Annotated in this window: 21 protein-coding genes and 2 rRNA genes; 2 read left to right on the forward strand and 21 right to left on the reverse strand. The window is 66.7% G+C overall.

Annotation, left to right across the window (positions count from 1 at the left end; translation table 11 throughout):
• Positions 1-146 precede the first annotated feature (146 nt).
• Positions 147-3,235 (reverse strand): 23S ribosomal RNA (locus tag BLR46_RS05020).
• Between the two features lie 318 nt (positions 3,236-3,553).
• Positions 3,554-5,072 (reverse strand): 16S ribosomal RNA (locus BLR46_RS05025).
• Together the 16S and 23S rRNA genes form the textbook arrangement of a ribosomal RNA operon.
• Before the next feature lie 804 nt (positions 5,073-5,876).
• On the opposite strand from BLR46_RS05025, the gene BLR46_RS05030 reads away from it, so the two are divergent.
• Positions 5,877-6,941, forward strand: coding sequence for a CapA family protein (locus tag BLR46_RS05030; protein ID WP_176761675.1), 1,065 nt, complete (start codon positions 5,877-5,879; stop codon positions 6,939-6,941).
• Here BLR46_RS05030 and tyrS read toward each other — a convergent pair.
• The 16 genes from tyrS to BLR46_RS05110 all read right to left on the reverse strand — a co-directional run bounded on the left by tyrS (position 6,934) and on the right by BLR46_RS05110 (position 21,922).
• Positions 6,934-8,187 (reverse strand): tyrosine--tRNA ligase, encoded by a 1,254-nt coding sequence (tyrS, locus tag BLR46_RS05035; RefSeq protein WP_093249603.1) that lies wholly within the window; start codon positions 8,185-8,187, stop codon positions 6,934-6,936. The genes BLR46_RS05030 and tyrS overlap by 8 nt on opposite strands.
• A 51-nt stretch (positions 8,188-8,238) precedes the next feature.
• A complete protein-coding gene (gene argH / locus BLR46_RS05040; RefSeq protein WP_245701584.1) occupies positions 8,239-9,594 on the reverse strand; it encodes an argininosuccinate lyase in 1,356 nt (451 codons plus the stop codon).
• 50 nt (positions 9,595-9,644) lie between these two features.
• Positions 9,645-10,130, reverse strand: coding sequence for an arginine repressor (locus BLR46_RS05045; RefSeq protein WP_093249608.1), 486 nt, complete (start codon positions 10,128-10,130; stop codon positions 9,645-9,647).
• Positions 10,123-11,295, reverse strand: coding sequence for an acetylornithine transaminase (locus BLR46_RS05050; RefSeq protein ID WP_093249610.1), 1,173 nt, complete (start codon positions 11,293-11,295; stop codon positions 10,123-10,125). Before BLR46_RS05050 ends, BLR46_RS05045 begins: the two co-directional genes overlap by 8 nt.
• Positions 11,292-12,170 (reverse strand): acetylglutamate kinase, encoded by an 879-nt coding sequence (gene argB, locus BLR46_RS05055; protein WP_093249613.1) that lies wholly within the window; start codon positions 12,168-12,170, stop codon positions 11,292-11,294. The genes BLR46_RS05050 and argB overlap by 4 nt, the downstream gene beginning before the upstream one ends.
• A complete protein-coding gene (argJ, locus tag BLR46_RS05060; RefSeq protein WP_093249615.1) occupies positions 12,167-13,318 on the reverse strand; it encodes a bifunctional glutamate N-acetyltransferase/amino-acid acetyltransferase ArgJ in 1,152 nt (383 codons plus the stop codon). Before argJ ends, argB begins: the two co-directional genes overlap by 4 nt.
• A complete protein-coding gene (gene argC / locus BLR46_RS05065) occupies positions 13,315-14,340 on the reverse strand; it encodes an N-acetyl-gamma-glutamyl-phosphate reductase (protein WP_093249616.1) in 1,026 nt (341 codons plus the stop codon). The genes argJ and argC overlap by 4 nt, the downstream gene beginning before the upstream one ends.
• A 7-nt stretch (positions 14,341-14,347) precedes the next feature.
• Positions 14,348-14,878 (reverse strand): TetR family transcriptional regulator, encoded by a 531-nt coding sequence (locus BLR46_RS05070; protein ID WP_093249618.1) that lies wholly within the window; start codon positions 14,876-14,878, stop codon positions 14,348-14,350.
• A 26-nt stretch (positions 14,879-14,904) separates the two neighbouring features.
• Positions 14,905-15,327 (reverse strand): hypothetical protein, encoded by a 423-nt coding sequence (locus tag BLR46_RS05075; RefSeq protein WP_093249619.1) that lies wholly within the window; start codon positions 15,325-15,327, stop codon positions 14,905-14,907.
• A gap of 86 nt (positions 15,328-15,413) precedes the next feature.
• Positions 15,414-17,900, reverse strand: coding sequence for a phenylalanine--tRNA ligase subunit beta (gene pheT / locus BLR46_RS05080; protein WP_093249620.1), 2,487 nt, complete (start codon positions 17,898-17,900; stop codon positions 15,414-15,416).
• Positions 17,897-19,006 (reverse strand): phenylalanine--tRNA ligase subunit alpha, encoded by a 1,110-nt coding sequence (gene pheS / locus BLR46_RS05085; protein WP_093249623.1) that lies wholly within the window; start codon positions 19,004-19,006, stop codon positions 17,897-17,899. The genes pheT and pheS overlap by 4 nt, the downstream gene beginning before the upstream one ends.
• A 15-nt stretch (positions 19,007-19,021) precedes the next feature.
• Complete coding sequence (locus tag BLR46_RS05090; RefSeq protein WP_218118385.1) at positions 19,022-19,834, reverse strand: TrmH family RNA methyltransferase; 813 nt, start codon at positions 19,832-19,834, stop codon at positions 19,022-19,024.
• A complete protein-coding gene (gene rplT / locus BLR46_RS05095; protein WP_093249625.1) occupies positions 19,821-20,186 on the reverse strand; it encodes a 50S ribosomal protein L20 in 366 nt (121 codons plus the stop codon). Before rplT ends, BLR46_RS05090 begins: the two co-directional genes overlap by 14 nt.
• Before the next feature lie 42 nt (positions 20,187-20,228).
• Positions 20,229-20,435 carry a 50S ribosomal protein L35 gene (gene rpmI / locus BLR46_RS05100; RefSeq protein WP_093249626.1) on the reverse strand — a complete coding sequence of 69 codons (207 nt, stop codon included), beginning with the start codon at positions 20,433-20,435 and terminating at the stop codon, positions 20,229-20,231.
• Positions 20,436-20,482: 47 nt separating this feature from the next.
• Complete coding sequence (infC, locus tag BLR46_RS05105; protein WP_093249629.1) at positions 20,483-21,187, reverse strand: translation initiation factor IF-3; 705 nt, start codon at positions 21,185-21,187, stop codon at positions 20,483-20,485.
• Positions 21,188-21,391: 204 nt separating this feature from the next.
• The gene (locus tag BLR46_RS05110; RefSeq protein WP_093249630.1) at positions 21,392-21,922 is read right to left on the reverse strand and encodes an SseB family protein; all 531 of its coding nucleotides are present in this window, start codon (positions 21,920-21,922) and stop codon (positions 21,392-21,394) included.
• Between the two features lie 52 nt (positions 21,923-21,974).
• Between BLR46_RS05110 and BLR46_RS05115 the strand changes: the two genes are divergently transcribed.
• Positions 21,975-22,448, forward strand: a complete 474-nt coding sequence (locus tag BLR46_RS05115; protein ID WP_093249631.1) for a hypothetical protein — start codon at positions 21,975-21,977, stop codon at positions 22,446-22,448.
• On the opposite strand, the gene BLR46_RS05120 is transcribed toward BLR46_RS05115, so the two are convergent.
• Genes BLR46_RS05120 through BLR46_RS05130 form a run of 3 tightly spaced genes read right to left on the reverse strand, consistent with a single transcriptional unit; the run spans position 22,449 to position 24,092 of the window.
• Entirely contained in the window at positions 22,449-22,955 is a 507-nt protein-coding gene (locus BLR46_RS05120; RefSeq protein WP_093249632.1) for a hypothetical protein, read from the reverse strand.
• Complete coding sequence (gene hisG, locus BLR46_RS05125) at positions 22,952-23,812, reverse strand: ATP phosphoribosyltransferase (RefSeq protein WP_093249634.1); 861 nt, start codon at positions 23,810-23,812, stop codon at positions 22,952-22,954. The genes BLR46_RS05120 and hisG overlap by 4 nt, the downstream gene beginning before the upstream one ends.
• A 16-nt stretch (positions 23,813-23,828) precedes the next feature.
• Positions 23,829-24,092 (reverse strand): phosphoribosyl-ATP diphosphatase, encoded by a 264-nt coding sequence (locus BLR46_RS05130; protein WP_093249635.1) that lies wholly within the window; start codon positions 24,090-24,092, stop codon positions 23,829-23,831.
• Positions 24,093-24,100 lie beyond the last annotated feature (8 nt).

Here is a 24,100-nt window from a genome sequence, read left to right on the forward strand (position 1 = left end):
GCTTGACTTCCGGGTTCGGAATGTTGCCGGGTATTTCCCCTTCGCTATGACCACCGAAACACTATGGAGATAGTGATCGGAACTATTGAATTGTAGTTCCCGACCGTCTCTCGGGAACCTCACAGTGGACGCGTAGCATCTTTGTAGAAAACAAGCCCTCGGCCTATTAGTATCGGTCAGCTCCATGCCTTTCAGCACTTCCACATCCGACCTATCACCCGGTGGTCTGCCGGGGGCCTTACCAGATTATTCTGTGGGAGCCCTCATCTTGAAGTGTGCTTCCCGCTTAGATGCTTTCAGCGGTTATCACGTCCCGACGTAGCCAACCAGCCGTGCCCTTGGCAGGACAACTGGCACACCAGAGGTCAGTCCGATCCGGTCCTCTCGTACTAGGATCAGCTCTTCTCAAGACTCCTACGCGCGCAGCGGATAGGGACCGAACTGTCTCACGACGTTCTGAACCCAGCTCGCGTGCCGCTTTAATGGGCGAACAGCCCAACCCTTGGGACCGACTACAGCCCCAGGATGCGACGAGCCGACATCGAGGTGCCAAACCATGCCGTCGCTATGGACGCTCGGGCAAGATCAGCCTGTTATCCCCGGGGTACCTTTTATCCGTTGAGTCCTGGCGCTTCCATGTGCCACCAGAAGATCACTAATCCCGACTTTCGTCCCTGCTCGAGATGTCTCTCTCGCAGTCAAGCTCCCTTGTACATTTACGCTCAAAACCTGATTGCCAACCAGGCTGAGGGAACCTTTGGGCGCCTCCGTTACCTTTTAGGAGGCGACCGCCCCAGTCAAACTACCCGCCAGGCACTGTCCCTGATCCAGATAATGGACCTAGGTTAGATAACCAGAACGACCAGAGTGGTATTTCAACGATGACTCCACCTGAACTGGCGTCCAAGCTTCAAAGTCTCCCACCTATCCTACACAAGTCGTCCCGATCACCAATACCAAGTTATAGTAAAGGTCCCGGGGTCTTTCCGTCCTGCTGCGCGTAACGAGCATCTTTACTCGTAGTGCAATTTCGCCGAGTTCGTGGTGGAGACAGCGCCCAAGTCGTTACTCCATTCGTGCAGGTCGGAACTTACCCGACAAGGAATTTCGCTACCTTAGGATGGTTATAGTTACCACCGCCGTTTACTGGGGCTTAAGTTCAAGGCTTCGCCGAAGCTAACCCTTCCCCTTGACCTTCCAGCACCGGGCAGGAGTCAGTCCGTATACATCGTCTTTCGACTTGGCACGGACCTGTGTTTTTGGTAAACAGTCGCTTGGGCATGGTCTCTGCGACCTTCAGCGCTTTCAAAGTAAATTCTAATACGCGTCCGGTCCCCCTTATTCCGAAGTTACGGGGGTATTTTGCCGAGTTCCTTCACCACGATTCTCTCGATCGCCTTAGTATTCTCTACTTATCCACCTGTGTCGGTTTGGGGTACGGGCGGCTAACACGTCGCTCACGAAGCTTTTCTAGGCAGCATAGGATCACTCAATCCAACGTCGAAACGTCAGACCCGTCATGTCTCAGGCACATGAGATGCGGATTTGCCTACACCTCGCCCTACACACTTAGCCTGGGACAACCATCGCCCAGGATGAGCTACCTTCCTGCGTCCCTCCGCAGCTTGCCTAATGTGAGTTTGGGTCGCAGACTCAGTCGAGATCCGTCCGAAGACTTCACTCGACCTTGCATGCTTAGCATCACTCAGGTCGGCATGGGCCGTGTTTCGCCGGTACGGGAATATCAACCCGTTGTCCATCGACTACGCCTGTCGGCCTCGCCTTAGGTCCCGACTTACCCAGGGCAGATTAGCTTGACCCTGGAACCCTTGGATATTCGGCGGACGGGTTTCTCACCCGTCTTTCGCTACTCATGCCTGCATTCTCACTCGTATGCTCTCCACGGCTGGGTCACCCCGCCGCTTCATCGCGCATACGACGCTCCCCTACCCATCCGTACAACCTTACGGTTACTCGTACGAATGCCATAGCTTCGGCGGATAACTTGAGCCCCGCTAAATTGTCGGCGCAGAATCACTTGACCAGTGAGCTATTACGCACTCTTTCAAGGGTGGCTGCTTCCAAGCCAACCTCCTGGTTGTCTCCGCAACTCCACATCCTTTTCCACTTAGTTATCGCTTAGGGGCCTTAGCTGATGATCTGGGCTGTTTCCCTCTCGACTATGAAGCTTATCCCCCACAGTCTCACTGCTGCGCTCTCACTTGCCGGCATTCGGAGTTTGGCTGATTTCGGTAAGCTTGTGGGCCCCCTAGACCATCCAGTGCTCTACCTCCGGCAAGAAACACGCAACGCTGCACCTAAATGCATTTCGGGGAGAACCAGCTATCACGAAGTTTGATTGGCCTTTCACCCCTATCCACAGCTCATCTCCTCAGTTTTCAACCTAAGTGAGTTCGGGCCTCCACGAGGTCTTACCCTCGCTTCACCCTGGCCATGGATAGATCACTTCGCTTCGGGTCTAGAGCATGCGACTAAAGCGCCCTATTAGGACTTGCTTTCGCTACGGCTTCCCCACACGGGTTAACCTCGCCACATACCACTAACTCGCAGGCTCATTCTTCAAAAGGCACGCCGTCACCCTTGCGGGCTCCGACGGATTGTATGCGATCGGTTTCAGGTACTATTTCACTCCCCTCCCGGGGTACTTTTCACCTTTCCCTCACGGTACTTGTCCGCTATCGGTCACCAGGTAGTATTTAGGCTTAGCGGATGGTCCCGCCAGATTCATGCGGAATTTCAGGGGTTCCGCATTACTTGGGATGACGCTCGAGAGTGATCAATTTACGTGTACGGGAGTATTACCCTCTTTGCTACAGCTTCCCAACTGTTTCGACTTAGTTGATCATTTCTTACTCTCTGACTGTTCGACAGCACAGTCGGAGCGGTCCCACAACCCCCAAATTGCAACGCCTGTCAGCTATCACACAACTTGGGTTTGGCCTCTTCCGCGTTCGCTCGCCACTACTTACGGAATCACTGTTGTTTTCTCTTCCTGTGGGTACTGAGATGTTTCACTTCCCCACGTTCCCTCCAACCGCCCTATATATTCAGGCGGAGGTTGCCAGACATGACTCTGGTATTTCAAGGTTTCCCTATTCGGAGATCCACGGATCAAAGCTCGTTTACCAGCTCCCCGTGGCTTATCGCAGGTTACAACGTCCTTCATCGGCTCCTGGTGCCAAGGCATCCACCGATCGCACTTAGTAGCTTGTTAAATCTACAAAGATGCTCGCGTCCACTGTGAAGTTCTCAAGATACGGGCGGGCCCAGCTCCTCACCGTCCTAAGACGACTCGGACACCGGTCCGCTAGAAGGCGTTGCAAGCAACCGACCCTTCAGGACCCAACAGCGTACTTAGGCATCACTCCAACACCTCGAGGTTCCACTCCTGCAAGCAGGTTGTACTGACGAGACCCGAAGATCCGCTTAATAGTCAATGTTCCACATTCCGGTGCCAGCCGGCTGGAGACGAACGCTCCAAAACCGGCGCATGGGCAACAAGGCTGCGCCTTGCCACCAAATGGCTCCTTAGAAAGGAGGTGATCCAGCCGCACCTTCCGGTACGGCTACCTTGTTACGACTTAGTCCTAATTACCGGTCCCACCTTCGACAGCTCCCTCCCAAAGGGTTAGGCCACTGGCTTCGGGTGTTACCGACTTTCATGACTTGACGGGCGGTGTGTACAAGCCCCGGGAACGTATTCACCGCAGCGTTGCTGATCTGCGATTACTAGCGACTCCGACTTCATGGGGTCGAGTTGCAGACCCCAATCCGAACTGAGACCGGCTTTTTGAGATTCGCTCACCCTTGCAGGTTCGCAGCTCTTTGTACCGGCCATTGTAGCATGCGTGAAGCCCTGGACATAAGGGGCATGATGACTTGACGTCATCCCCACCTTCCTCCGAGTTGACCCCGGCGGTCTCCTATGAGTCCCCGGCATTATCCGCTGGCAACATAGGACGAGGGTTGCGCTCGTTGCGGGACTTAACCCAACATCTCACGACACGAGCTGACGACAGCCATGCACCACCTGTATACCGACCAAAAAGGGGCACCTATCTCTAGATGTTTCCGGTATATGTCAAACCCAGGTAAGGTTCTTCGCGTTGCATCGAATTAATCCGCATGCTCCGCCGCTTGTGCGGGGCCCCGTCAATTCCTTTGAGTTTTAGCCTTGCGGCCGTACTCCCCAGGCGGGGTACTTAATGCGTTAGCTGCGGCACGGAGAACGTGGAATGTTCCCCACACCTAGTACCCACCGTTTACGGCGTGGACTACCAGGGTATCTAAGCCTGTTTGCTCCCCACGCTTTCGCTTCTCAGCGTCAGGAAAGGTCCAGAGAACCGCCTTCGCCACTGGTGTTCCTCCTGATATCTACGCATTCCACCGCTTCACCAGGAATTCCATTCTCCCCTACCTTCCTCAAGTCAGCCCGTATCGGAAGCAGGCTCGGGGTTAAGCCCCGAGTTTTCACTCCCGACGTGACAAACCGCCTACAAGCTCTTTACGCCCAATAATTCCGGACAACGCTCGCACCCTACGTATCACCGCGGCTGCTGGCACGTAGTTAGCCGGTGCTTCTTCTGTAGGTACCGTCACGTTAGCTTCGTCCCTACTGAAAGCGGTTTACAACCCGAAGGCCGTCTTCCCGCACGCGGCGTTGCTGCATCAGGCTTTCGCCCATTGTGCAATATTCCCCACTGCTGCCTCCCGTAGGAGTTTGGGCCGTATCTCAGTCCCAATGTGGCCGGTCGCCCTCTCAGGCCGGCTACCCGTCGTCGCCTTGGTGAGCCGTTACCTCACCAACAAGCTGATAGGCCGCGAGTCCATCCTTGACCGCCGGAACTTTCCAACCTCGAAGATGCCTAAGAGGTTCGTATCCGGTATTAGCAGCTGTTTCCAGCTGTTATCCCAGAGTCAAGGGCAGGTTACTCACGTGTTACTCACCCGTTCGCCACTCGTGTACCCCCGAAGGGGCCTTACCGTTCGACTTGCATGTGTTAAGCACGCCGCCAGCGTTCGTCCTGAGCCAGGATCAAACTCTCCGTTGAAAATGTTCGGTTTCGGGTGTTCATCCCAGTTACCGTCAACAGAAAATGATACTGACAGGATCCATTGCTGGATCTAATCAATTATTTATTTTAATCAAAGGAACCGTTACATGACCGAGGCCATGCGACGGGACGCACGAGCAATATAAAATTGCCATGTGCATTGATTGGCATTGACTTTTAGTACGCTGTTGAGTTCTCAAGTTTCGGGTGCGTCCCGCGCCTCCCACTCACGTGACCGGCTTGGGGCAACTCGAACAACTTTACTTTCATGATCCCGCGGTGTCAAATCCGCATCTCTCACTCAGTTCAGTTGTAATTCATCCGCCGCATTCGCGGCTCTCACAACATTACTTCATCCAGGACCTGCAATCAAATCGGGCAAACAAGCCCAGACCGACATGATCTCGCTCCCCACAACGTGGTTTGCACTGAAGACTGTGATCGAACCGCACCAGCGGCGACCACCAACCATACACACATCACTCGCGCCAGTCAAACCCGACCCAGCAGCTCCCACACGATGAAGTTATCCTGCACAGTCACCCTCAACGGGCAACCTGCGGAACACTACACCACCCCAACCACACCGTCAACCCGTCTCTGCTCACCCGCAGCCTAGACTCTGGAGACATGAGGAAGGTGCTTGTCGGGGCCGCCGTAGGCCTGCTGCTGACCGGCTGCGCTCCGTCGCCCGTCGCTCCCACTGTCGAGCCTCCACCTACGAACTTCCCATCGCCCAGCCGTGCGGCGGCGACCCCGTCGCCGAGCTCGTGGCCTGCCTCGTCGGCACCGTCGAGCCCCATGTCGTCGCCATCCCCCACGCCTACTCCGGCGCCGACGGAGCCGAGGCGGGTCACCATCAATGTGTCCGGCGACCTCCTGTGGCACGACACGCTCTGGCGCAGTGCGGAGCTCGACGGGGCGGCAGCCGGCGGTGGCTTGGACTTCTATCCGATGCTCGCCTCCCTGCAATCCTTGGTGAGCGAAGCCGATCTCGCCATCTGCCACGCCGAGGTGCCGTTCGCACCGGCGGGTGGCCCCTTCAGTGACTACCCACTGTTCGCCGCCCCGCAAGAGGTGGCGGTCGCCGTGGCGAAGGTGGGCTGGGACGTGTGCACCACCGCGTCGAACCACACTCTGGACCAGGGGTGGGAGGGACTCGTGCGCACCCTCGACGTGCACCGGGCGGCCGGGATCCTCACCGCGGGCAGCCACGCCACCCGCGAGGAGTCGGAGAAGCCGACGATCATCACCACCGACGAGGACGTGGCAGTCTGCATCGTCTCCCAGACCTATGGGCTGAACGGCATCCCCAAGCCGGAGGGTCGCGAGTGGGCCGTGGACCTGCTCGACGCCGACGTCGCGCTCGAGGACGCTGCTCGGTGCCGCGCGGCGGGGGCCGACATCGTCGCCGTCCACATCCACGCGGGCGATGAGTACCGGCACGAGCCGAACGCACAGCAGCGCGACTTCGTCGCGGCCGTGACGGCCTCGGATGACGTGGACTTCGTCTTCGGCCAGCACGCCCACGTCGTGCAACCCATCGACCGGGTCAACGGCAAGTGGGTCGTCTACGGTGCCGGGAACCTGATCGCCCAGAGCGGACCCGCCCAGCCGGCCACCTATGACGGTTACCTCGCCGAGGTGACGTTCGCCGAGACTCCCCAGGGATTCGAGGCCACCGCGATGCGCTGGGCACCCACACTGATCACGAAGCAGTCAGGTGCACGTCCCGCAAGGGTCTACCTGATCCCCGAGGCCCGGGCCCGGGTGCCGGCACTGGCGGAGGCGATGGAACAGTCCGCCGCCCGGACGCGCGCGGTCGTGACGTCGCTGGGGCCGGAGGGCCTCGTCGAGATCAGCTAGCGAAGAAGACGCCGCCCACGGTCTTCCGGCCGCGGCGGATCACCGCGAAACGGCCATGGAGGAGCGCGTCCCGCTCGAGGGGAGCATCCGCGTCGGTCACCTTCTCGTTGTTCAGGTAACCGCCGCCCTCCTGCACCGCACGTCGCGCGGCGGACTTGGAGTCGACGACCCCGGACAGCACCATCGCGTCGGCGAAGGACACCGGCTCGGTGAGCTCCGCGGCGCCGACCTCCCGCATGACGCCCTCGAGGGACCGGGCCGAGAGCTCGCGCAGTTCTCCTCGCCCGAAGAGGGCTTGCGCGGCATCGACCGCCGCGCGTCGTTCTGCTTCACCATGCACCAAGTCGGTCACGTCGTCGGCGAGCGCCTTCTGCGCCTCCCGGCGGAAGGGTGCCTCGGCCGTCGCCTTCTCCAGCTCCTCGATCTCCTCGCGGGACCGGAACGAGAACATCTTCAGGTAGTCGACCACCTTGGCGTCCTCGGCGTTGAGCCAGAACTGGTGGAAGGCGTAGGGGCTGGTGAGCTCGGGATCGAGCCAGACGGCGCCCCCCTCGGTCTTGCCGAACTTCGTGCCGTCGGCCTTCGTCACCAGCGGCGTCGCCAAGGCGTGCACCTTGCCCTGGTCGCTGCGCCGGATGAGCTCGACGCCGGCGGTGATGTTGCCCCACTGGTCGGAGCCGCCGGACTGCAGCGTCACCCCGTACCGGCGGTACAGCTCGCGGAAGTCGTTGGACTGGAGCAGCACGTAGCTGAACTCCGTGTAGGAGATGCCGGACTCCAGGCGGCGCGACACCACGTCGCGCGCCAGCATGCGGTTGACCGGGAAATGCTTGCCGAGGTCGCGCAGGAAGTCGAGGGCGCTCAGGCCCTGCGTCCAGTCGAGGTTGTTGACGAGGACCGCGGCATTGTCTCCGTCGAAGGAGACGAACTGCTGGGTCTGCTGTCGGATGCGCTCCACCCAGCCGGCGACCACGTCCAGGTCGTTCATCACCCGTTCGCCCGATTCCTTCGGGTCGCCGATGAGCCCGGTGGCGCCCCCGACCAGCAGGTGCGGGACGTGGCCGCCCTGCTGGAGCCGGCGGGCCATCAGCAGCTGCATGAGGTGTCCGATGTGGAGGCTCGCCGCCGTCGGGTCGAACCCCACATAGAACTTGACCGGCCCGTCGCCGAGGTGCGCCGCGAGGGCGTCCGGGTCCGTCGAATGGGCGATGAGCCCACGCCAGGTCAGGTCTTCGAACAGGTTCATGGGGGTCACTCTAAAGGTTCGCGTTGTGGGTGGACCAACCGCGGATCCCGCTCAACCAAGCTCGGCCCACTGGGCCAGGCGGCTGCGGGCCGCCCGCAACTCGGCGACCTGTTCCTTCACCCGTGCCGGTGCGGTGCCGCCCCGTCCATCGCGCGAGGACACGGAGCCCTCCACCGTGAGCACCGCCAGCACGCCCTCGTCGAGGTACTCGGAGATGCGGGGCAGGTCGTCGGCGGTGAGCTCGGACAGCGTCTTGCCGTGCTGCTCGCAGTAGCGCACCGTCTCCCCCGCCACCTCGTGGGCGACGGCGAAGGGCACCTTCTGGCGGACGAGGTGGTCCGCGACGTCGGTGGCGAGCGAGAACCCCAGCGGCGCCACCTCGGCCATCCGGTCCTCATGGAAGGTCAGCGTGGCGACCATGCCCGCGACTGCCGGGATCAGGACGTGGAGCTGGTCGATCCCGTCGAAGATCGGCTCCTTGTCCTCCTGCAGGTCGCGGTTGTAGGCCAGGGGGAGCCCCTTCAGGGTGGCCAGCAGCCCGGCCAGGTTGCCGATCAGTCGGCCGGCCTTGCCACGGGCGAGCTCGGCCACGTCGGGGTTCTTCTTCTGCGGCATGATCGAGCTGCCCGTGGACCATGCGTCGTCGAGGGAGGCGAAGCCGAACTCCGCGGTGCACCACAGGATGACGTCCTCGCTTAGCCTCGACAGGTCCACGCCGATCTGGGCGAGGACGAACGCCGCCTCCGCGACGAGGTCGCGCGCGGCCGTGCCGTCGATGGAGTTCGGCACGGACGACTGGAACCCGAGCTCGCACGCCACCAGCTCGGGGTCCAGCCCGAGCGAGGTGCCGGCGAGCGCGGCCGAGCCGTACGGGCTGACGGCCAAGCGACGGTCGAGGTCCCGGAGACGCTCCACGTCGCGCACGAGGGGCCACGCGTGGGCGAGCAGGTGGTGGCTTAGGAGGATGGGCTGGGCCGACTGCAGGTGGGTTCGGCCCGGCATCACCGCGCCCAGGTGGGTCTCGGCCTGGTCCGCGAGAGCGGAGATGACGCCGTCGACGTCCTGGGCCAGGAGCCGGATCTCCTCCCGAAGGTAGCGGCGGATGAGCGTCGCGATCTGGTCGTTGCGGGAGCGCCCGGCACGCAGTCGGCCGCCGAGCTCGGCGCCGACCACCTCCTTCAGCCCGCGCTCGAGCGCGCCGTGGACGTCCTCGTCGGTGGGTGCCGCCACGAACTCGCCGGACTCGACGCGTCGCCCGAGCTCGACCAGACCGGCGTCCATGGCGTCGGCCTGCTCCGCGGTCAGGTACCCGGCGGCGTGCAACGCCTTGGCGTGCGCCCGAGACCCCGCTATGTCATGCAGCGCCAGGCGCCAGTCGAACTGGGTGGACTTGCTCAGCGCGAACATCGCGTCGCTGGGTCCGCCGGCGAAGCGGCCTCCCCACAGGCGTCCCTCGGTCACGATGCTCCCTCTCTCAGTTGTCCGGTCTTGGTCATGAACGACAGTTCCGACGCGACGTGCTCAGCCGCCTCGACGTCGCGGGCGATCACGAGCACCGTGTCGTCGCCGGCGATCGTACCGACGACCCCGTCGATGGCACCGCGGTCGAGCGCGGAACCGAAGTACTGTGCGGCGCCGGGCGGTGTTCTCAGCACGATCTGGTTCTGCGCGACGTGCAGTGACTGCAGCAGCTCGCCGCACAGCCGGGCGAGCCGCTCGGCGGCGGCGTGGTCGTGCGGCTGCAGGACGTAGACGAGCGACCCGTCCGCGGCGCGTCGTCGCGAGGCGCCCAGCGCGACGAGGTCCTTCGACAGCGTCGACTGGCTCACCACGATCCCCTGTTGCGCCAGGGCCTCCGAGAGCTCCGACTGCGACGTGTAGCGGGCCTCCCCCAGCAACTGCCGCAGCGTGGCCTGGCGGCCGGCGCGCGAGACGTCACCCATGGCGGTCGAGCAGGGCGGGCAGGGCGTCGACGAAGGGCCGCAACTCGTCGCGGGTGATGATGAGCGGCGGCGCGAGCCGCAGGACGCCCGGCCGGGGGGCGTTGATGATGAACCCGGCGTCCAGTGCGGACTCAGCGACGGCGGGGGCGATGTCGGCGGTGAGCACCACGCCGCGCAGCAGGCCGCGGCCCCGGACGTGGTCGACGAGCGGGTGACCGAGGCCCTCGATCTCGCCGGCGAGCCAGTCGCCGGTCTCCGTCACGTGCTCCAGGAGCCCGTCCTCGAGCACGTCGAGCACCGCGTTGCCGGCCGCCGCCGCGACGGGGTTCCCTCCGAAGGTCGTGCCGTGCATGCCCGGCTGGAAGAAATCCGAGGCGCGGCCGGTGGCCAGGCAGGCGCCGACGGGGAAGCCGTTGCCGAGCCCCTTGGCCACGGTCACCAGGTCCGGGGTGACCCCCTCGGCATGGTGCGCGAACAGCGCGCCGCAGCGGCCGATCCCGGTCTGGACCTCGTCGATCCAGAGCAGCGCCCCGTGCGCCTCGGTCAGTCGGCGTGCTGCCTGCACGTGACCGTCGGGAGCCGGAACGACGCCGTTCTCCCCCTGCAGCACCTCCAGCACGACCGCGGCCGTCTCGTCGTCGACGACGGCCTCGAGCGCCGCCACGTCACCGTACGGCACGAACACCACGTCCCCGGGCAGCGGCTCGAACGGCTCCCGGTACTTGGGGTTGTGGGTGATGGCCAGGGCCGCGCTCGTGCGGCCGTGGAAGGAGCCCTCCATCGCGACGATCTTCGTCCGGCCGGTCAGACGGGTGAGCTTGAAGGCGGTCTCGTTCGCCTCGGAGCCGGAGTTGCTGAAGAAGACGCGCGCCGACGGGTCGCCGAGCGCCGCCGCCAGGCGCTCCGCGAGACGGATCTGCGGCTCGGAGGCGTACAGGTTCGAGATGTGGCCCAGCGTGTCGAGCTGTGTGGTGACGGCCCGCGTCACGGCCGGGTGCGCGTGCCCGAGCCCGAGCACCGCCAGGCCGGCCAACAGGTCGGTGTACTCCCTGCCGTCGGCGTCGCGCACATGGACCCCGCGTCCCTCGACGAAGACGCGCTTCGGCGCCCCGAACGCGTTCATCATCACGTGGCCGTAGCGGGCCTGCAGTTCCTGGTTGCTCATCGGTGCACCATCGTTCCCACGCCCTCGTCGGTGAAGATCTCGAGCAGCAGCGCGTGCGGCAGCCGCCCGTCGTTGATGGTGGCCGAGGCGACTCCCCCGTCGACGGCGGCCAGGCAGGCCTCGATCTTGGGGATCATCCCCGCCTCGAGCGTCGGCAGCAGCGCGCGCGCCTCCTCTGCGGTGATGTCCTTGATGAGGGAGTCGGGGTCGGGGTAGTTCCCGTACAGCCCGGCCACGTTGGTCAGCATCACGAGCCGGCGGGCGCCGATGGAGGCGGCGAGCGCGGCCGCGGCGGTGTCCGCGTTCACGTTGTAGACCTGTCCCTGGTCGTCGGGCGCGACCGACGCGACGACCGGGATCCGTCCCGCGTCGATTAGGTCCAGGAGGCTGGACGGGTCGACCGAGTCGATGTCGCCGACGAGACCGAGGTCGACCTCCTCGTCCTCGACGACGACGGTGCGCTTCCTCGCCGTGAAGAGGCCGCCGTCCTCGCCCGACATGCCGACGGCGAAGGGCCCGTGCTCGTTGATGAGGTTGACGAGCTCGCGACCGACCTGCCCCACCAGCACCATCCGCACGATCTCCATGGACTCCGGCGTCGTCACCCGCAGCCCGCCGCGGAACTCCGACTCGATGTCGAGGCGGCTCAGCATGGACGAGATCTGCGGGCCGCCACCGTGCACGACGACGGGCTTCACGCCGACGCGCCGCAGGAACACGATGTCCTTCGCGAGCGCGCGCTTCAGCGCATCGTCGGTCATGGCGTTGCCGCCGTACTTGATGACCATGATCTGGCCGGAGTACTCGGTGAGCCACGGCAGCGCCTCGATGAGGGTCTGCGCCTTGCTCAGCGGGGTGTCCAGGGGGTCGGTCATGAGGAGTACTCCGCGTTCTCACGGACGTAGTCGTACGTCAGGTCGTTGGTGAGGATGGTGGCGGTCGCGTCGCCGGCGTGGAGGTCGACGAGCACGTGCACGTCGCGGGGGCCCAGGTCCACCAGCGAGCGGTCCTCGCCGATCTGCCCGCCGCGGCAGACCATCACGCCGTTGAAGCTGACGTCGAGGAGGTCGGGGTCGAACTCGGCGTCCGTGACGCCGATCGCGCTCAGCACGCGGCCCCAGTTGGGGTCGTTGCCGAACACCGCGCACTTGAAGAGGTTGGAACGCGCGATCTCCCGGCCCACGGTCTCGGCATCTGCCTCCGTGGCGGCACCCACCACCTCGATCGCGATGTCGTGGTGGGCCCCCTCGGCGTCGTGGATGAGCTGCCGCGCCAGGTCGGCGGACACCTCCGTGAGCGCGGCGGCGAGTTCGTCGTCGGAGGGCCTGATGCCCGAGGCGCCGGAGGCGAGCACGACCACCGTGTCGTTGGTGGACATGCAGCCGTCGGAGTCGGCGCGGTCGAAGGTGACGCGGGTCGCGGCCCTCAGCGCGCGGTCGAGGGCCGCGGGCTCCACGTCGGCGTCCGTGGTGAGCACGACGAGCATGGTCGCGAGGCCGGGCGCGAGCATGCCCGCGCCCTTGGCCATGCCGCCGACGGACCATCCGTCGCGCGTCGCGCCGGCTTCCTTGGGGACGCTGTCCGTGGTCATGATCGCGCGCGCCGCAGAGGCCCCGCCCTCGGCCGAGAGTTCCCCGACCGCCGCCTCGACACCCGTGAGCAGCTCGGGCATGGGCAGCCGGATGCCGATCAGCCCGGTGGAGCAGACGGCGACGTTGTCGGCCGGCAGGCGCAGGAGCTCAGCCGCGTGGGCGGCGGTGGCGGCCGCGTCCTCGAACCCGGGCGATCCCGTGCAGGCGTTGGCGCCGCCCGAGTTGAGGACGACCGCCTGCACCTGGCCATCAGCGGTGACCTGTCTGGACCACTTGACCGGCGCCGCTTGGACGCGGTTGCTGGTGAACACGGCGGCCGCCGACATGCCGGGGCCCTGGTTCACCACGACGGCGACGTCCGGCTTGCCGCTGCTCTTCAGGCCCGCGGCGACGCCGGCCGCGACGAAGCCCTTCGGGAGGGTGACGCTCATGGGGCGACTCCGATCGAGGTGAGGCCGGTGGACTCGGGCAGGCCGAGCGCCAGGTTCATGGACTGCACCGCGCCACCGGCGGTGCCCTTGGTGAGGTTGTCGATCGCGGAGATGGCGATGAGCCTGCCGATGGACTCGTCCACCGTCACCTGGACTGCGACGTGGTTGGAGCCCACGACGGAGGCGGTCATCGGCCACTGCCCCTCCGGCAGCAGGGTGACGAACGGCTCGTCGGCGTAGAACGCCTCGTAGGCCGGGCGCACCGCGGAGGCGTCGCCGGTCAGCGGGGCGCTGCAGGTGGCGAGGATGCCCCGTGGCATCGGCACGAGCAGTGGGGTGAAGCTCACTGCGACGGGCTGGTCGGTCACCAGGGAGAGGTTCTGCACGATCTCGGGGGTGTGCCGGTGGGAACCGCCGACTCCGTAGGCCATGGTGTTGCCCATGATCTCGGAGCCGAGCAGGTGGGGCTTCAGCGACTTGCCCGCGCCCGAGGTGCCGGATGCGGCGACGACGTGCAGCTGGGAGGCGTCGACGAGGCCGGCCGCCACGGCGGGCAGGAAGGCGAGGGTGGACGCGGTCGGGTAGCAGCCGGGGACCGCCACCCGGCGTGCGCCCCGGAGCGCGTCGCGCTGGCCGGGCAGCTCCGGCAACCCGTAGGGCCAGGTGCCCGCGTGGCGGCCGCCGTAGAACCGGTCCCACTGCGCGGGGTCCTGGAGGCGGAAGTCCGCGCCCGCGTCGACGACGAGCACGTCCTCGGACAGCTGTTCGGCGATGGCGGCCGACGTGCCGTGCGGGAGCGCCAGGAAGACGACGTCGTGGCCGGCGAGCACGTCGGCCGTCGTCTCCTGGACGATCCTGTCCGCGAGCGGCACGAGGTGCGGCTGGTGGTTGCCGAGGCGGTCGCCGACCGAGGAACTGCCCGTCAGGGCGCCGATCTCGACCTCGGGGTGCGAGAGGAGGAGCCTCAGCAGTTCCCCACCCGCGTACCCGGTGCACCCGGCCACCGCCACCTTGAAAGTCATAGCGAAACTATGCCACGGGTGCGATAAATATTCCAACCCCGCGGGTGAGGATGTCCACCCCGCTCCGGAACGCCTCGTCCGCCTCCTCGAGGTCGAACCCCGCCAGGAGGCCGATGCCCACCAGTTGGGCCCGGGTCTGGTCGTGGAGGGTGGCGCCGAGGACGAAGTGCTCGAACGTGCGCAGGACGTGGTCGCCGGGGCCCGCCGGCACGAGCGCCCGGGCCGGACCCGTCGGATCCACGGTGCCCAGGCCCATCGCCCGCGTCGTCACGACGAGTTCCGCGCCGTCGCGGTGCCCGAGGAGGACGCGACGCAGGTCGGCCGCCCACTCCGGGAGGGTCGCGACCTCCCGGAGGTCGGCGAGGATGCGGTCGGCGATCTCCGCCAGGAGCGTCTGCTTGTTCGGCACGTGGTAGTACAGGGCGCCGGCCTGGACGCCGAGGCTGTCGGCGACGCGGCGCATGCTGAGGTCCGCCAGCCCGTACTCCTCGAGGATCCCCTGGGCGGCCTCGACTATCGCGGTCTTGGTCAGCGCCATCGGGATACTCCTGCCATGCCTCGATCCTAGTGGGGGCTGTACCGCTCGCCGCGCCGCAGAGACGATGCCCGCAGCCGCATCAGCAGCGCCTCCAGCCCCAGCGGGAGCAGCAGTACCGCTGCCCAGAGGGATCCGTAGACCACGCCCGCGGCGATGGCCGCGACACCGTAGCCGTTGAGGATGAACAGTGCGGCCGCCGCGGTGACGTGCGCGGCCCAGGTGACGGCGCAGGACGCGAGCGAGCCCCGCAGTCTGGTGCCCCAGACCACCCACGCCGACATGGACACGAGCAGCGCCACGACCCCGATCACCCAGGCGCTCCAGAGAAGGGGCGAGACGAAGAAGTGGATCACGAGCAGCGCCAGGACCCCGGTCACGAGGAGCGTGAGCAACTGCAGGCGCGCACGGACGACGACGTGCCGCACGTGGTGCCCACCGGAATCCGCCATGTCGGCGATTCTGCCACCGCGCCCCGACACGCGAGGGGAAAGCGAAGGGCCGCGGGTGGACACCCACGGCCCTCCTTGCGTCGGGATCAGGCCCGGTGCACCGCCCCGAATCGGGCGACGGCCTCGGCGACGGCCGCCTGGCGCACCTCGGCGGCCTCGGCATCGGTCAGCGTGCGATCGGCGCGTAGGCGCAGCGCGAACGCCAGCGACTTCTTGCCCTCGCCGACCTGGTCGCCGGTGTACACGTCGAAGAGCGCGATCGACTCGAGCAGTTCACCTGCACCCTCGACGAGCGCACGCTCCACGTCGGCGGCCGGGACGTCGCGGTCGACGATCAGCGCCACGTCCTCCTTCGCGACCGGGAACCCACTCAGGTGGCCGATCCGGCCACCCTGCGGGGCGAGGTCGAGCAGGTCGCCGAGGTTGAACTCGACGGCGCAGGTGTGCGGCGGGAGGTCGAAGGCGGCGATGACCGACGGGTGCAGTTCCCCGGCGAAGCCGAGGATCTCGTCGCCGACCAGCAGCTGCGCGGTGCGCCCAGGGTGCCAGGGCATCGCGTCGCCGACCTGGCGACGGGTGAGCGTCACCCCGACCGACGCGGCGACCGTCTCGGCCAGCGCCACGACGTGGGTCCAGTCGGCCTTCACCGCCGGCCCGTGCCATCCCGCGGGGAGCCAGTCCCCCGTCACGATGCCCACCAGCGTCTCCGGCTGCGTGGGAAGCGAGTCGTCGAGCTGCTGGAGCACGTCGGGGCTCGGCCTGCTGGCGACGTCCGGCCGCGGCGCGGCGGTGGTCCCGAAGTCGTAGAACCCGGACCCGACCTCGAAGATCGCCAGGTCCGTCAGCGACCGCGAGAGGTTGCGGGCGACGACGTGGAAGAGCCCGGGCAGCAGCGAGGTCCGCAGGAACGGCTGGGCGTCCGACAGGGGGTTGGCCAACCGCACCGCCTTGCGACGGGGATCGTCCTCGGCGAGCCCCATGCGGTCCAGGTCCTCGCCCGCCATGAACGGAAGGCTCATGGTCTGGGTGAAGCCCAGGTGGGCCGCAGCCGCGATGGCCGCCCGGCGGGCGCGCTGCCGCGGCGTCAGTCCGCCGCCCGCGGGGGCGGTGGGGACGCGCAGGCCGATCCGGTCATAGCCGTACTTGCTGCCGACCTCCTCGACGATGTCGTACGGTTCGACGAGGTCGGGCCGCCAGGTGGGAATCTCCAGCGTGAGCGAGTCGCCCAACGCCGTGACACGGACCCCGGACGCCGACAGGATGCGGATGATCTCGTCGTCGCTGATCGAGGTGCCGAGGACGGCCGGCACGAGACCCGCCCGCAGGCGGACGACGTGCGGCTCCGGGTGGCTGCCGACGAAGGTCTCCGCGGTGACGTGTCCTCCCCCGTACTGCGTGAGCAACTTGGCCGCGCGCTTCGCGGCCGCGTAGCTGAGCGCGGGGTCGACCGTGCGCTCGAACCGCTTGGACGCCTCCGAGAAGAGTCCGTGACGGCGGAACGTGCGGGAGACGGTGGTCGCGTCGAAGGTCGCCGCCTCCAGCACGATGCTCGTGGTGGCGTCCGAGACCTCGGTGTTCTCGCCGCCCATGACCCCCGCCAGGCCGATGGGCCCGGAGTCGTCCGTGACCAGCATGTCCTCGACGTGCAGCTCGCGGACCTGGCCGTCGAGCGTGGTCAGCGACTCACCCTCCTCGGCCATGCGCACGACGATCGGGCCGGACAGCTTCTGCGCGTCGTAGGCGTGGAGCGGCTGCCCGGACTCGAGCATGACGTAGTTGGTGACGTCCACGGCGAGCGAGATCGACCGGACGCCGGAGGCGCGCAGCCGGTCGACCATGAACTTCGGCGACGGGGCGGCCGGGTCGACGCCGTCGATCGTCAGGGCGGTGAAGGCGCTGCAGTGCGGCGTGCGGAGCTCGACCGGGTAGCCCTCGCTGGTCGGCTCGGGCAGCGACGTGCGGTAGCGGTCGGTGTACGTGACGCCGTGGGCGATCGCCGCCTCCCGCGCAAGGCCGCGCATGGAGAGCGCGTAACCGAGGTCCGGGGTCACGTCGATGTCGAGCACCTCGTCGGCGGCCCAGAGGACCTCCGTCGCGTCCTCGCCGGGCGTGCCGCGGTCGAGCACCATGATGCCGTCGTGGTCGTCGCCCAGCCCGATCTCGACCTCCGAGCAGATCATGCCGTCGGAGACGTGGCCGTAGGTCTTGCGCGCGGAGATTACGAAGTCACCCGGCAGCACCGCCCCCGGCAGCGCGACCACGACGAGGTCACCCACGGCGAAGTTGTGCGCGCCGCAGACGATGCCCCGGCTGGCCGGGTACTCGTCGGAGGCGGGGTCGTTGTGGTCGCCCACGTCGACGCGGACGTAGCGGATGACCTTGCCGTTCTTCTGCGGCTCGTCGACGTAGCTCAGCACCCGGCCGACGACGAGCGGGCCGGTGACCGGCGCGGCGATCGACTCGATGCGCTCGACGGTGAGGCCGGCGTTCGTGAAGCGCTCGGCGATGTCCGAGGTCGTCGTGTCCGGGGGCAGCATGACGAGTTCGCGGAGCCAGGAAATCGGGGCCTTCACCTTGCACCTCCAAGTAGGGAACGGCTGAAGCGGATGTCGCCCTCGACGAAGTCACGGATGTCGGGGGCGCCGTTGCGGAACATCACGGTCCGCTCGATGCCCATGCCGAACGCGAAGCCGGAGTACTCGTCGGGGTCGATGCCGCAGGCGCGCAGGACGCGCGGGTTGACGACGCCGCAGCCGCCCCACTCGATCCAGCCCTCCGAACGGCAGGTGCGGCACGGGCGGTCGGGGTTGCCGACGGACTCGCCGTGGCAGACGAAGCACTCGAGGTCGACCTCGGCCGAGGGCTCGGTGAAGGGGAAGTAGTGCGGGCGCATGCGGGTGGCCACGTCGCCGAACATCGCCTTGGCGAAGTGGTCGAGCGTGCCGCGGAGGTCCGCCATCGAGATGCCCTTGTCGATGACCAGGCCCTCGAGCTGGTGGAACACCGGGAGGTGCGTCGCGTCGTACTCGTCGGAGCGGTAGACCTTGCCGGGGCTCACGATGTAGAGCGGGAGGTCACGGGTCAGCATCTCGCGCGCCTGGACCGGCGAGGTCTGCGTGCGTAGCAGCTTCGCGTCCTCGATCGGCTCGATCCAGAGGGTGTCCTGCTCGCCGCGGGCGGGGTGGTCGGACGGAAGGTTCAGGGCGTCGAAGTTGTACCACTCGGCCTCGAGTTCGGGACCCTCGGCGACCTCGTAACCGAGCGCGACGAACACGTCGACCATCTTGTCGATGATCGCGGTGACCGGGTGCACGGCGCCTTGCGGGACGACCTGCACGGGGAGCGTCATGTCGATGCGCTCCTCGACGAGCGCCTTAGCCAACTCCTGGTCCGCGAGCACCTCCTGGCGGGCGGCGATGGCGCGGGCCACCTGGCTGCGGGCCTGGCCGACCCGCTGGCCGACCTCCTTGCGGGCGGCAGGCGGAAGGGCGCCGATCTCGCGGTTGGCGAGCGCGAGGGGCGAGCGGTCGCCGTTGTGGGCGAGGCGGGCCTGCTTCAGCTCCTCGCTGCTGCCCGCCGCCTCGATCGCCGACAGCGCGTCGGCGACGTACCCGTCGATGACCTCGGGGCTGAGCGCCGCGACCTGCTTCGGGTCGTAGTTGTCATTGGGCCCACTCATCGGGCACTCCTTCTCCTAGCTTCGACGCTGCGCGGTGGCGGTGGCGTAGAGGCACACCGCTGCCGCGCTCGAAAGGTTGAGGCTCTCGGCGCCGCCCCACATCGGGACGGCGACGACTTCGTCGGCGAGGGCGCGATCCGCTTCCGGAAGGCCCCACGCCTCGTTGCCCATGATCCAGGCGGTGGGACGGGCCAGTCCCCCGCCGAGCTGCTTCAGGTCGAGCGGCGACCCGTCGCCGTCGGCCGCCAGCACCTGCATGCCGAGGCCGCGCGCGTGTTCGACGGCCTCCTTGAGGTCCACGCCGGTGATGATCGGCATGTGGAACAGGCTGCCGACGGTGGAGCGCACGACCTTCGGGTTGTAGATGTCGACGGAGCCGCTCGTGAGGACGACCGCGTCGGCGCCGAAGGCGTCTGCGCAGCGGATCACGGTGCCGGCGTTGCCCGGGTCCCGGACCTGCGCGCAGATGACGATCAGCTGCGCCTCGCCCAGGTCCTCCCAGCCGAAGCTGAACTGGCGGCAGACCGCGATGATGCCCTGGGGCGTGACGGTGTCCGAAAGTTGTCGCATCGCCTGGTCGTCGGCGCGCCAGACCGGCACGCTCGCGGAGGCGAGCAGGTCGGCGTGCTTCGCGGGGTCGTCGACGATGATCTCCTCGACGATGGACGTGCCGGCCAGTGCTTCACGCACGGCCTGGCGTCCCTCGACGAGGAACCTGCCACCGAGGTCCCGGCCACGGCGCTGCGTCAAACGACGAACCGAACGCAGCACCCCGACCGGGAGCGCTGCGTCCGGTTCGTGGCGCACGGCGGGCTCAGGCTGCGGCAGCCTGATTGTCCTTCGCGACGGCGACGAGCGCGTTGAACGCGGCCACGTCGTTGACGGCGAGCTCCGCGAGGATCTTGCGGTCGACCTCGATGCCGGCGTTCTTCAGGCCGTTCATGAAGCGGTTGTACGTGATGCCCTCGGCGCGTGCCGCAGCGTTGATGCGCTGGATCCAGAGCGAGCGGAAATCGCCCTTCTTGGCGCGGCGGTCGCGGTACGAGTAGGTGGCGGAGTGGAGCAGCTGCTCCTTCGCCTTGCGGTACAGACGCGAGCGCTGGCCGCGGTAGCCGGACGCGAGCTCGAGAACTTCACGGCGCTTCTTGTGCGCGTTAACGGAACGCTTCACGCGTGCCATGGTGACTCCTTAGGAAAACGTTTGGGTGGGGGAAGAGGTGGCTCAGCGGCCCTTGTGCTTGCCAAGCAGCTTGCGCGCCTTCTTGGCCTCGACCTGCACGGTCTCGACGTTGCCCTTGAGGCGACGCAGCCGCGTGGACGACTTGTGCTCGTTGAGGTGGCCAAGGTTCGCCTGACGGCGCAGGATCTTGCCCGTCCCGGTGGTCTTGAACCGCTTCTTCGCGCCGGAGTGCGTCTTCATCTTCGGCATGCCAGTGCTCGCTTTCTATCTTTCGTTGGGTGGTGTGGACGAGTCGATCAGAGATCGATGTCCGGGTCCATGTTGTCGGCCGGTCCGCGACGCTTCTTCGCAGCCCTGTCCGCGGCTGCCTTCTCGGCGGCGGCCTTCTCGCGCAGCTGCGCCTCCGCGGCCCGTTCGGCCTCGGCGTTCTCCCTGCGCTGCTCCATGCGACGTTCACGGTCCGCGTCGCGGTCCGCCTTCGCATCGGTCTTCTTCTTGGTGGGGCCCAGGACCATCAGCATGTTGCGGCCGTCCTGCTTCGGCGCCGACTCGACGTAGCCGAACTCGGTCACGTCGGCGGCGAGTCGCTGCAGGAGCGCCATGCCCAGTTCGGGGCGGGACTGCTCGCGTCCGCGGAACATGATGGTGATCTTGACCTTGTCGCCGCCCTTGAGGAAGCGGACGACGTGGCCCTTCTTGGTCTCGTAGTCGTGCTGGTCGATCTTCAGACGCAGCTTCATTTCCTTGGTGTCGACATTCGACTGATTGCGGCGGGCGTCGCGGACCTTCTGGGCAGCCTCGTACTTGAACTTGCCGTAGTCCATGAGCTTGGCCACCGGCGGCCGGGCCTGGGGAGCTACTTCTACGAGGTCGAGGTCGTTCTCCGCGGCGAGACGCAGTGCGTCCTCGACGCGCACGATGCCGACCTGCTCGCCGTTCGGGCCGACGAGCCGGACTTCGGGAACTCGAATGCGATCGTTGATCCGCGGTTCAGTGCTGATGACGCCTCCATGGTAAGAATTGGGCGATCAACCAGAAAAGGCCTCCGCGCACGCGAAGGCCAAGGCGACCTGAGTCGCCGTAATCGACCCGGCCGCCGAAGCGGATCGCGGGTGGGAGTGGCCTCCACTTTCACGGATCGGGCTAGTCCAGCCGATCTATTGCTCGTGACACTCTACCTGATGCCCGCGCCCGCGCCAAAAGCGTCAGTCGCCAGGGGTGTCCGGCGCCGGATCCTCCGGATGGCCCTCCTCGTCGGCGTACTTCACCCACGCGAATTCCTCTCCCTCGAACTCGGCGACGGCGTAACCCTGCGCCAGCAGGTCGAGCGCCTCCCCCGCGACCACGAGGGAGTTGGGGCCGGCCACGTCGATGAGGAGTTGGTCGGAACCGCCCTCCTTGACAGTCAGGCAGAGCTCGTCGAGCGTGCAGGGCACCGGCCGGACGTCGGTGCGCCAGGCGCTCATCGAGTCGAGCCCCGTGAACGCGAGGAGGAAGGTGCCGGACTCGTTGACGAGCGTCACGGCCCCCATCTCCGCGTGGCGGTCGGGGTCCGGGTGGTCCGTCTCGTCGCCGGTGGCCACGATCGGCATGAGGAGCCGGCTGGAGCAGAGGGCGACGAGGGCGCGGATGTAGGAGACCTGGTCGGTGACCCGGGCGAGTGCCTGCCTCGTGAGCGGGTCCGGGGATCCGTCGTCTCCGGCGAAACGGGCGTTGGGGTCGGCCAGAGTGCGCATGCCGCCACCCTAGTGCGTCGGCGCGCAGGTGCCCATGTGCGAAACTTGGGGCATGAGCCTGAGCCTCCTCGTCACGATCGTCCTCATGGTCCTGATCCTCGCGATCACCGTCGGCCTCTGGGCGCGCCACCACCGAGCCCGCCCGGTCGTCGGCGGCATCGGCTGGATGCTGGTGCCCCTCGGGCTCTACCTGTTCGGCATCACGGATCTGGCCGTCAACGGCGTGCTGAGCATCATCGACTGGGCGCAGCGGACGGTGTGGGGCGACGCGATGACGTGGGGGGCGGCCCTCGTCGGGGCGGGCATCGTGCTGGCGGTGGTCGCGCAGTTCCTCCCCAAGGGGCCCAAGCCGGCGCAGCAGGTGCCGCAGCGGCCCGTCGCCGGTGCTGCGGGTCGGCCCCAGGTGCCAGGGCGGCCAGCTGCGGCGAAGCCGCAGACCCGTCCTGCGCCCGCCAAGTCGAAGGACGGCCTCACCGACGAGGACCGCGAGATCGAGGAGCTGCTCCGCCGCCGCGGGATCGGCTGATCAGTCCCGGCGGACGCCCTCGCTCGAGGCGCCGTTGGCCTTCAGCCAGGAACGCAGCTCGAGGACCTTCTTCTGCGCGCCCTCACCCTCCACCGACTGGATGGCGAGCACCGCACGTCTGCGGACGCCCTCCCCCTCCGGGTCCTTGACCAGCAGGTAGGCCCACGGGTCGCCCTTGCGCAGCCGCAGACCCGCGATCTGCTCGGTGCGGAAGCGCCGCATCACCGGCCCGTTGCGGATCACCACCTCGCCGTCGGCCGCCCACACGTGCGAGTAACCCACGGCGAGCATGACGCCGATCATGAAGATCACGAAGAACAACAGCGTGGCGGCCTGCAGCCACGTGACCTGGGCGCGGATCTCGGGGCCCAGCTCGTACCAGACCCACAGCGCCCCCGCGAGCAGCACCATCGACAGGATCACGGCGGTGGCGAGCACCGGCGTGCTGATGTACGACAGCTTGCGCGGTGCCTCCGTCGCCGGGGTCTTGGGTAGGTCCTCGCTCACAGCCTGCACGCCGCCAGTTCGGTCAGGAGGATGCCCCGGGCGCCGGCGTCGTACATGCGGTCCATCAGCCGGTGGGCGCCCTTGCGCGGGACAAGGGCCCGCACGGCGAGCCAGCCGTCGCGGGCGAGGGAGCTCACCGTCGGCCCGTCGACGCCCGGCGCGAGCGCGATGGTGGCGTCGAGGTCGGCCTGCGAGACGTTGTAGTCCATCATGAAGTAGTTCTGCGCCACCATGACGCTGTTGAGGCGCGTCTTGAGCCCGTCGATGCTGGCGGACTCTTCGTGGTCCGCGCGCTGGATGAGCACGGCCTCCGAGAAGCAGATCGGGTCGCCGAACAGCTCGAGCCCTGCCTTGCGCAGCGTCGTGCCGGTGTCGACCACGTCGGCCACGATCTCCGCCACGCCCAGCCGGATGGCGGACTCGACCGCCCCGTCGAGGCTCACGATCTCGGCGTTGATGCCGCGGTCGTCGAGGTAGCCCTGGAGCAGCCCGGCGTAGCTGGTGGCGATGCGCTTGCCCTCGAGCGAGTCCTCGTCGATGCCGGAGCCCGACGGGGCGGCGAAGCGGAACTTGGAGCCGCCGAAGCCGAGCGCCATGACCTCGACCGCCGACGCGCGGGAGTCCAGCAGCATGTCGCGGCCGGTGATGCCGACGTCCAGGTCGCCGCGGCCGACGTAGACCGCGATGTCGCGGGGGCGCAGGTAGTAGAACTCGACCTCGTGGTCCATGTCGATGAGGGTGAGTTCCTTGGGGTCCGTGCGCTGCCGGTAGCCGGCGGCGATGAGCATGTCGCGGGCGGCTTCGGCGAGCGCACCCTTGTTCGGGACTGCGACGCGCAGGAGTGCGGGTTCGGACACTGTCGGACCTTTCTGGTCAGAGGTAGCGGTAGACGTCGTCGAGGTCGAGTTCGAGCTTCAGCATCAGCACCTGCAGGTGGTAGAGCAGCTGGCTGATCTCCTCGGCGGCCTCCTCCTTGGACTCGTACTCGGCGGCCATCCACACCTCGGCGGCCTCCTCGACGATCTTCTTGCCGATCGCATGGATGCCGGCGTCGAGACGCGCGACGGTGCCCGAGCCCTCGGGGCGCGTGCGCGCGCTCTCGGTGAGCTGTGCGAACAGGTCTTCGAAGGACTTCATGTGGTGCT

The sequence above is a fragment of the Tessaracoccus oleiagri genome (assembly GCF_900103275.1).
GTDB classification, from domain to species: domain Bacteria; phylum Actinomycetota; class Actinomycetes; order Propionibacteriales; family Propionibacteriaceae; genus Arachnia; species Arachnia oleiagri.

What these genes read in the sequence shown, in the direction of transcription:
- BLR46_RS05030 (WP_176761675.1), top strand. Translation starts at nt 5,877, where the DNA reads ATGTCGTCGCCATCCCCCACGCCTACTCCGGCGCCGACGGAGCCGAGG.
- tyrS (WP_093249603.1), bottom strand. Translation starts at nt 8,187, where the DNA reads ATGAACCTGTTCGAAGACCTGACCTGGCGTGGGCTCATCGCCCATTCG.
- argH (WP_245701584.1), bottom strand. Translation starts at nt 9,594, where the DNA reads ATGTTCGCGCTGAGCAAGTCCACCCAGTTCGACTGGCGCCTGGCGCTG.
- BLR46_RS05045 (WP_093249608.1), bottom strand. Translation starts at nt 10,130, where the DNA reads ATGGGTGACGTCTCGCGCGCCGGCCGCCAGGCCACGCTGCGGCAGTTG.
- BLR46_RS05050 (WP_093249610.1), bottom strand. Translation starts at nt 11,295, where the DNA reads ATGAGCAACCAGGAACTGCAGGCCCGCTACGGCCACGTGATGATGAAC.
- argB (WP_093249613.1), bottom strand. Translation starts at nt 12,170, where the DNA reads ATGACCGACCCCCTGGACACCCCGCTGAGCAAGGCGCAGACCCTCATC.
- argJ (WP_093249615.1), bottom strand. Translation starts at nt 13,318, where the DNA reads ATGAGCGTCACCCTCCCGAAGGGCTTCGTCGCGGCCGGCGTCGCCGCG.
- argC (WP_093249616.1), bottom strand. Translation starts at nt 14,340, where the DNA reads ATGACTTTCAAGGTGGCGGTGGCCGGGTGCACCGGGTACGCGGGTGGG.
- BLR46_RS05070 (WP_093249618.1), bottom strand. Translation starts at nt 14,878, where the DNA reads ATGGCGCTGACCAAGACCGCGATAGTCGAGGCCGCCCAGGGGATCCTC.
- BLR46_RS05075 (WP_093249619.1), bottom strand. Translation starts at nt 15,327, where the DNA reads ATGGCGGATTCCGGTGGGCACCACGTGCGGCACGTCGTCGTCCGTGCG.
- pheS (WP_093249623.1), bottom strand. Translation starts at nt 19,006, where the DNA reads ATGAGTGGGCCCAATGACAACTACGACCCGAAGCAGGTCGCGGCGCTC.
- rplT (WP_093249625.1), bottom strand. Translation starts at nt 20,186, where the DNA reads ATGGCACGCGTGAAGCGTTCCGTTAACGCGCACAAGAAGCGCCGTGAA.
- rpmI (WP_093249626.1), bottom strand. Translation starts at nt 20,435, where the DNA reads ATGCCGAAGATGAAGACGCACTCCGGCGCGAAGAAGCGGTTCAAGACC.
- BLR46_RS05110 (WP_093249630.1), bottom strand. Translation starts at nt 21,922, where the DNA reads ATGCGCACTCTGGCCGACCCCAACGCCCGTTTCGCCGGAGACGACGGA.
- BLR46_RS05115 (WP_093249631.1), top strand. Translation starts at nt 21,975, where the DNA reads ATGAGCCTGAGCCTCCTCGTCACGATCGTCCTCATGGTCCTGATCCTC.
- BLR46_RS05130 (WP_093249635.1), bottom strand. Translation starts at nt 24,092, where the DNA reads ATGAAGTCCTTCGAAGACCTGTTCGCACAGCTCACCGAGAGCGCGCGC.